Source organism: Aphanizomenon sp. CS-733/32 (assembly GCF_028330045.1).
In the GTDB taxonomy this organism is placed as follows: domain Bacteria; phylum Cyanobacteriota; class Cyanobacteriia; order Cyanobacteriales; family Nostocaceae; genus Dolichospermum; species Dolichospermum gracile.
Genome location: NZ_JAQMSE010000249.1, coordinates 21,139 through 28,689, shown reverse-complemented (window position 1 = coordinate 28,689; position 7,551 = coordinate 21,139). Strand labels below are relative to the sequence as shown.

Annotated in this window: 6 protein-coding genes and 1 pseudogene; 3 read left to right on the top strand and 4 right to left on the bottom strand. The window is 40.2% G+C overall.

Going from position 1 to position 7,551, the window contains the following annotated elements; genetic code table 11:
• Nucleotides 1-47: 47 nt before the first annotated feature.
• Nucleotides 48-497, bottom strand: a complete 450-nt coding sequence (gene ndk / locus PN471_RS22220) for a nucleoside-diphosphate kinase (protein WP_271778677.1) — start codon at nt 495-497, stop codon at nt 48-50.
• 303 nt (nt 498-800) lie between these two features.
• On the opposite strand from ndk, the gene speA reads away from it, so the two are divergent.
• The gene (gene speA / locus PN471_RS22215) at nt 801-2,813 is read left to right on the top strand and encodes a biosynthetic arginine decarboxylase (protein ID WP_271778675.1); all 2,013 of its coding nucleotides are present in this window, start codon (nt 801-803) and stop codon (nt 2,811-2,813) included.
• 81 nt (nt 2,814-2,894) lie between these two features.
• Here the strand turns inward: speA and PN471_RS22210 are convergent, their stop codons facing one another.
• The 3 genes from PN471_RS22210 to PN471_RS22200 all read right to left on the bottom strand — a co-directional run bounded on the left by PN471_RS22210 (nt 2,895) and on the right by PN471_RS22200 (nt 6,217).
• Nucleotides 2,895-4,064, bottom strand: a complete 1,170-nt coding sequence (locus tag PN471_RS22210; protein WP_271778674.1) for an NDP-sugar synthase — start codon at nt 4,062-4,064, stop codon at nt 2,895-2,897.
• Nucleotides 4,065-4,145: 81 nt separating this feature from the next.
• Nucleotides 4,146-4,937 carry a segregation/condensation protein A gene (locus tag PN471_RS22205; RefSeq protein ID WP_271778673.1) on the bottom strand — a complete coding sequence of 264 codons (792 nt, stop codon included), beginning with the start codon at nt 4,935-4,937 and terminating at the stop codon, nt 4,146-4,148.
• 185 nt (nt 4,938-5,122) lie between these two features.
• Complete coding sequence (locus PN471_RS22200) at nt 5,123-6,217, bottom strand: AI-2E family transporter (protein WP_271778676.1); 1,095 nt, start codon at nt 6,215-6,217, stop codon at nt 5,123-5,125.
• Between the two features lie 159 nt (nt 6,218-6,376).
• Here PN471_RS22200 and pdxH point away from each other — a divergent pair, with 159 nt between their 5' ends.
• A complete protein-coding gene (pdxH, locus tag PN471_RS22195; RefSeq protein WP_271778672.1) occupies nt 6,377-7,021 on the top strand; it encodes a pyridoxamine 5'-phosphate oxidase in 645 nt (214 codons plus the stop codon).
• Between the two features lie 39 nt (nt 7,022-7,060).
• Nucleotides 7,061-7,417 (top strand): annotated as a pseudogene (locus PN471_RS22190) (RtcB family protein); the annotation flags it as partial.
• Nucleotides 7,418-7,551 lie beyond the last annotated feature (134 nt).

Here is a 7,551-nt window from a genome sequence, read left to right as displayed (position 1 = left end):
CCTCTTGCCTCTTGCCTCTTGCCTCTTGCCTCTTGCCTCTTGCCTAACTACTCATTTAACCAAGGTGTAGAATGAGGTTGCCAAGCAACTAATTCCTCATCCTTAAACCACAGGGCGATTTCATTTTGTGCCGTTTGAGGGGCATCAGAACCGTGGATCAAGTTGCGACCAATATTAATACCAAAATCGCCACGAATTGTTCCTGGTTCTGAGCTTAAGGGGTTTGTTGCACCAATAATTTTTCTGGCAGAAGCAATTACACCATCACCTTCCCAAACCATCGCTACAACAGGTCCAGAAGTGATAAATTCTACCAAAGTAGGGAAAAAGGGTCTTTCCCGGTGAACACCATAATGCTGTTCAGCTAATTCCCGGCTGACTTGTTGAAACTTTAAGCCAACGAGGGTAAAGCCTTTTGTTTCAAAGCGACGGATAATTTCACCCACCAACCCGCGCTGGACTCCATCAGGTTTGATTGCTAAAAAAGTGCGTTCCAAATCTGTCTCCAAAAACATAATCTAATTTTGATGGGTTAATTATCAGTTGTCTTGATGTCTTTTGTCTAGTAGTCTTGCGAATTTTCCCGAAAAATTTGCACAGATCAGGTAATTAGGAAAACATAGTCTTCTTTTCTTTCTAGTCAAGACTATTCTGATCTCCTGATAATTCTGCCTTCTGACTCCTGACTCCTAGACCTAATTACTAATCCTTAATCAGAAATTATTTCTAGTTGTATATCCGTTACCAAACTATTTTGTTAAATTGTTATTTCGTGGGCGCAATACAGAGGTCAGGAAGAAATGGGTGTCGAGTCAACCGCTGATGAGATTGTGAAAGTGCCATCTAATGGGCATAAAGGCGAATTGAAAAACAAAAAACAGAAACAACTGTTAGTACCTAGTACAATTACAGGAGATTTACCTGTGCCTTGGAAAATTGAGAACAGTGAAGACCTTTACCGCATTGAAGGTTGGGGACAGCCTTATTTTTCAATTAATGCGGCTGGTCATGTCACTGTTTCTCCCAAGGGGGAACGCGGTGGGTCATTAGATTTGTTTGAGTTGGTAAATGCTTTAAAGCAGCGTAATTTAGGTCTACCGATGTTAATCCGGTTTTCTGATATTTTGGAAGACCGAATTGAGCGGTTAAATGCTTGTTTTGCGAAGGCGATCGCTCGCTATAACTATCCTGGTGTATATCGGGGAGTATTTCCCGTTAAGTGTAATCAACAACGCCACCTAATCGAAGATCTAGTTCGGTTTGGTAAACCTCATCAATTTGGTTTAGAAGCAGGTTCTAAGCCAGAATTAATGATTGCTCTGGCTTTGTTGGATACACCAGGATCATTGTTAATTTGCAACGGCTACAAAGACCGGGAATACATCGAAACAGCGATGTTAGCCCAAAGACTAGGACAAACACCAGTTATCGTCCTCGAGCAAATTGAAGAGGTAGATTTAGCCATTGCGGCTAGTCGTCAATTAGGCATTAAGCCTATCTTAGGAGTAAGAGCGAAATTAAGCACCCAAGGAATGGGACGTTGGGGAACTTCCACAGGCGATCGCGCGAAATTTGGCTTGACAATTCCCGAAATTATGGAAGCGGTGGAAAAATTAGGTGCAGCTAACTTACTCAGTTCTTTGCAATTATTACACTTCCACATTGGTTCTCAAATCTCCGCGATCAATGTCATTAAAGATGCCATCCAAGAAGCCAGCCGCATTTATGTAGAATTGGCAATGTTAGGGGCAGATATGAAGTATTTAGACGTTGGTGGTGGCTTAGGTGTAGATTACGATGGCTCTCAAACCAATTTCTACACCTCGAAAAACTACAATATGCAAAACTATGCTAACGACATCGTAGCAGAGTTAAAAGACACCTGTGATGAAAAGCATATTCCCGTACCAACATTAGTTAGTGAAAGTGGTCGGGCGATTTCTTCCCACCAATCGGTTTTAATCTTTGATGTTCTCAGCACCAGTGATGTCCCCCTTGATCCTCCTTCTCCTCCCCAAGAAGGAGAATCCCCAATCATTAAATATCTCTGGGAAACCTACCAATCTATCAACAAAGAAAACTACCAAGAGTTCTATCACGATGCTGCTCAATTTAAAGAAGAAGCCATCAGTCGTTTCAACTTAGGAATTTTGCGCCTCAACGAACGCGCTAAAGCCGAGCGTCTTTACTGGGCTTGTTGTCAAAAAGTTTTAACTCTCATCCGTCAGGAAGAATACGTACCTGATGAGTTGGAAGACCTGGAAAAAATCATGGCTTCCATTTACTACATCAATCTTTCTGTGTTTCAATCAGCACCAGATTGTTGGGCGATAGATCAACTATTTCCCATTATGCCCATACATCGCCTTGATGAAGAACCAACCCGCAGAGGAATTTTAGCGGATTTAACCTGTGACAGTGATGGGAAAATAGACCGCTTTATAGATTTACGGGATGTCAAATCGGTTTTAGAACTGCACAAATTTGAGCAAGGAAAACCCTATTATCTAGGAATGTTCCTAAATGGAGCGTACCAGGAAATTATGGGGAATTTACATAACCTCTTTGGTGATACTAACGCTGTTCACATCAATTTAACTCCCAAAGGTTATCAAATTGAACACGTTGTCAAGGGCGATACCATGAGTGAAGTTTTAAGCTATGTCCAGTATGATTCTGAAGACATGATAGAAAACATTCGCCAACGTTGTGAACGAGCTTTAGAAGAGCAGCATATCACTATAGCAGAGTCACAACGACTACTACAAACTTACGAGCAAAGTTTACAACGGTATACTTACTTGAATAGTTAATGGTCAGGAGTCAGGAGTCAGGAGTCAGAAGAATGAAGAATTAAGAATGAAGCAATAGTTCCAATGACAACTGACAACTGACTAAATTGAATTTGTTCCCAATAATTCGGCGATCGCTTGGTGTTCTAAAGGCGTTTGTGAAGGTGGAGTTTGACGAGCATCAGTAATCAACCAATCCAAAGCTGCAGCTTGGACATCAATTGATGCTCCCGTCTTATCTACACAATAACGTCCAAACACCAGCTTATCTACCAAACGCACACCTGGAGCTAACCGCGACCATTCAAAAATCACACTGTTATCTACAGTCGCACCACTGCAAATCCAACAATTTGGACCAATCATCGCTGGACCAATAATTTTTGCCCCATCTTCAATTTTAGTCATTCCCCCAATATAAACAGGGCCAGTAATATCTACTTTGTCCCAATTTACAGATACATTTAACCCAGTAAAAATACCTGGCAAAACTTCATGTCCAGGGATTTGCACATTTTTAATTTCCCCTGATAAAACACCACGAATTGCTCGCCAATAATCGGGAACTTTACCAATATCTACCCATTCAAAATCCATAGGGATGGCATAAAAAGGGGCATTATCTGCCACCAGTTGGGGAAATAACTGGCCACCAATGTCATACTCCATGCCAGAGGGTATATACTTGAACACTTCCGGCTCAAAAATATAAATACCTGTATTAATATTCGTGCTAAGAGCTTCTTCAACAGTTGGTTTTTCTTGGAAAGCTTGAATACGATTATCGTCGTCCGTGACTACCACACCATAACTAGAAACTTCTTCCTTGGGAACTGATTTGGTGATAATAGTAGCGATCGCCCCTTTGGATTTATGCCACTTTACCGCCGCAGTTAAATCTAAATCAATTAAAGCATCACCACACAACACTACAAATGTATCGTCAAAAAATGGGGAAAAATCTTGAATCCGACGCATACCCCCAGCCGAACCAATAGCCTCACCGACGAGTTTACCGTCATCATCAATTTTACCTTCAAAAGAATAGGCAATCTGCACTCCAAACCGCTGACCATCTCGGAAATAACTTTCTATTTCCTCCGCCAAATGGCTGACATTGACCATAATTTCGTCAAAGCCATGTTGACGTAATAACTCCAGCAAAAATTCCATAACCGGCTTTTGCAGTATAGGAATCATCGGTTTGGGAATTGTATACGTAATGGGACGGATACGAGTACCTTTTCCCGCCGCAAGAATCATCGCTTTCATAAAATTTTATTTCCTTTGTCATTAGTCATTGGTCATTGGGAAGAAATATTCCCCCTGCTCCCTGCCCCCTGCCCCCTGCCTTTAAGTAAGTAGGCGGATTTGAATTTCTTGGTAAAATTCTTGTTGAAATAGTTCTACCTTAGATTGAGCCGATAGCAGTAATAACGCCCAAAAAACGCTAACTATGTCACCGTGTTCTGATTCATGATGAGAAGCTTTTTTCTCTAGTTGTTTTGTCTTTATCCACAAATCTATCAGTTGTTCTAAATTCCAGCATTGTTCCTCTAAATTTTGCCCTTTAGCAGCATAATTTAATACTTGCTCTAGTTCTAGTGCGACTTCCGTTAGATTTTCCTGGTGTGCTAACTCTAGGGCTTCCCTCATAGTTTGCACACTAGGTTGACGTTTCAGTCGCTTAGGTTTATCTACTGTTTCTACCAGCTTTAGTTGGCTGGCCATAATTTGTAACTGGTCTATTAACTCTTGTAAAGTTACCCGCCGTTTTGGGGGTGGCATAGCTGCCGGACGACGGCGTAAGTGTTGCTCCAGTTGCAAACGATGGGCTGGATATAACAATCTATCCTCAATTTCTAATAGTGTATCATCTACAACTTCTTCTGAGTTATTATATACTGCTGATAATTGCATTAATGTATTAGCTTTAAATAATACGAGCATTGATGCTGATAAAAAAGCCTGTCCAGATTGAGACAAGTCACTTTCATAGCCTCTGATAGTTCTTGCTTCTGGAGCCATCAATTCTAAGTAATGGTCAATCACCTCAATAACTCGCACGTCCCAAGGGTCAATTTCCCCTTTTTCAGCTTGCTCAATGAGGTGTGTAATTGTTTCTAATAGTTCGACTGCATCCATTTAGTTCAAAATTTAATATACCAGGAGTCAGGAGTTCGGAGTTCGGAGTCAGGAGTCAGGAGTCAGAAGTCAGAAGTATGGCTAACGCCACGCTGCGCTATCAGTAGTTCAGGAGTTCAGTAGTTCAGAAGAAAGAAGAAAAAAGAATTTTCTCAATGACAACTGATAACTGACCACTGACCAATTTATTTATCTTCTTCAAATTCTGAGCCGTAATTAGCCCGAAAACTAGAGACAAAATCACTGTGATCACTGCCTTTAATGGCATCGAAAGTGCCTTTGATAGTTCCCGCAATTGGTACAGCAACAAGTGTTCCTAATAATCCAGCAATTTCAAATCCCATTAAAATAGCGATAAAAATCCATAAAGGGTTAAGTCCAATAAAATTGCCCATCAATTTTGGTGCTAACAAATTGTCTTTAATTTGTTGCATGATAATTGCCATTGTAGCGACTGGAAAGGCTAACCACCAATTTTGGATTAATACCAACAATGTGACTAAACCAATGCCTAAAGTTGCACCAACAACGGGAATAAGCCCAGAAATACCGATAATAATAGCAAACAACAGGGCAAATGGAACTTTCAGAAATAAGAAAATCGGTGTCAGGGCTACGATCATAAATAGTCCTAGCAATAATTGGCTCAAAAAAAAGTTTTGGAAGTTTAACTGTAATGAGCGGCTAAAAGGAATACCAGTATTAGACGGGAGGATGTTAACTAAACCAAACCAAACCCGATCGCCATATATGAGCATATAAAAAGCGAGAACAATGACCAATACTACGTTCAGTATTCCTGATAACAGTGTGCCGGCAAATCCTACCGCCCCTGAAGCTATTTGCTGTACTAAATTCTGAATATTAGCATTTATTTGGTTTGTTACCAGCTTTAAATCTATAGATAATCGTCGCTGCTTTGCTAAACTTTCTAAGTGATCCAAATTAGCTTGACTAGTCGCTAACCAATCAGGAATCTTATTTAACAATTGAATGGTTTGGTCAATGACCATTGGTACGAGGGTAACACCCAAAACAATAAACAAAGTTAAGGTCAGCAGTAAAACAATAATTACTGCTTGAGTGCGGGTAATTCGCACTTTCTCAAGTAACTTCACCGGGTAATTCAATAGAAAAGCCAGAATTGCCGCAATGCTAAGAATAGTAATTGGATTTTGGAAAAAATGGAATAATACAGACAGTAGCCAGATATTGAGGGCGATAATTGGTCCACTGAGTCCATAAATTAACAGAGTTTGCAAAGAAGCAAAACGGCGCATCTGATTTAATGTATAAGCAAGGACTTCAGGTGTAAGAGAGGAATGATCACCTAGTGTGGCGGAAGCCATACTTTTGTCATTTCCATTTCCTATTGTCTAAACTATTTACTGATTTTGATCATAAATTTTAGCTGATCTAAATTTGAGGAAATAACAAAAATGGATACTAACATAGCTGATCTTCGCAAGGATTACACATTACAAGATTTGAATGAGAATCAAATTGATCCGAATCCATTTATACAATTTAAAACTTGGTTCAGTCAGTCCCTAGCAGCCCAGCTACCTGAACCTAATGCTATGACTTTGGCCACTTGTACATCCGATGGTCAGCCTTCAGCGAGAATGGTACTACTCAAAGATTTTGATGAACGGGGGTTTGTCTTATTTACTAATTACAATAGCCAAAAAGGACAGGAATTGACAGTAAACCCCCATGCTGCTTTGGTTTTTTGGTGGGCGGAGTTAGAACGCCAAGTCAGAATTGTGGGAACTGTGGAAAAAATTTCCGCCGCAGAATCTGATAGCTATTTTGAAATCCGTCCTGCATATAGTCGGTTGGGTGCTTGGGCTTCTAATCAAAGCGAAATAATTGCGAACAGAGAAATCTTAGAGTTACAGTTACAAGAATTTCAGCGCAAATATGAAAATCAGGAAGTTCCTCGTCCTCCCCATTGGGGTGGTTTTCGCGTGATTCCCCAAAAAATTGAGTTCTGGCAAGGAAGATCGAGTCGTTTGCATGACCGCCTGTTATATACTCGTGTAGATGATGGCGGCTGGAAAATCGAGCGGTTATCACCTTGATTTAATTTTTGATACCAGCATTCAGCTATAAGCAGTAATGGTGAAGATGTGTATGTCACTCGTAAAGGTGCAGTTCGCGCTCAAACTGAAGATTATGGCATTATTCCTGGTTCAATGGGAGCAAAATCTTTCATTGTCAAAGGTAAAGGAAATGCCCATAGTTTTTGCTCTTGTTCCCATGGTGCAGGGCGGTTAATGTCAAGAAGTAAAGCTAAAAATGTCTATACCCTTGATGATTTAATCGAGCAAACAAAAGGTGTAGAATGTCGTAAGGATACGGGAGTTTTAGATGAAATTCCTGCTGCTTATAAACCCATTGAACAGGTAATGGAAAACCAATCTGATTTGGTGGAAATTGTGGCCACTTTGAAACAAGTGCTTTGTGTTAAAGGTTAAATTGTCTGAATCTCTGACTTCTCATTTATCACATTTATTATCTTAGAAGTCAGGGATATTTTGTCTGAATCAGGATATCCAGGATTTAAGGATGAACAGGATATGGATTTTCTCGTTTAGTATTTGTTTGTAAT

What these genes read in the sequence shown, in the direction of transcription:
- speA (WP_271778675.1), top strand. Translation starts at nt 801, where the DNA reads ATGGGTGTCGAGTCAACCGCTGATGAGATTGTGAAAGTGCCATCTAAT.
- PN471_RS22210 (WP_271778674.1), bottom strand. Translation starts at nt 4,064, where the DNA reads ATGAAAGCGATGATTCTTGCGGCGGGAAAAGGTACTCGTATCCGTCCC.
- PN471_RS22205 (WP_271778673.1), bottom strand. Translation starts at nt 4,937, where the DNA reads ATGGATGCAGTCGAACTATTAGAAACAATTACACACCTCATTGAGCAA.
- PN471_RS22200 (WP_271778676.1), bottom strand. Translation starts at nt 6,217, where the DNA reads ATGCGCCGTTTTGCTTCTTTGCAAACTCTGTTAATTTATGGACTCAGT.
- pdxH (WP_271778672.1), top strand. Translation starts at nt 6,377, where the DNA reads ATGGATACTAACATAGCTGATCTTCGCAAGGATTACACATTACAAGAT.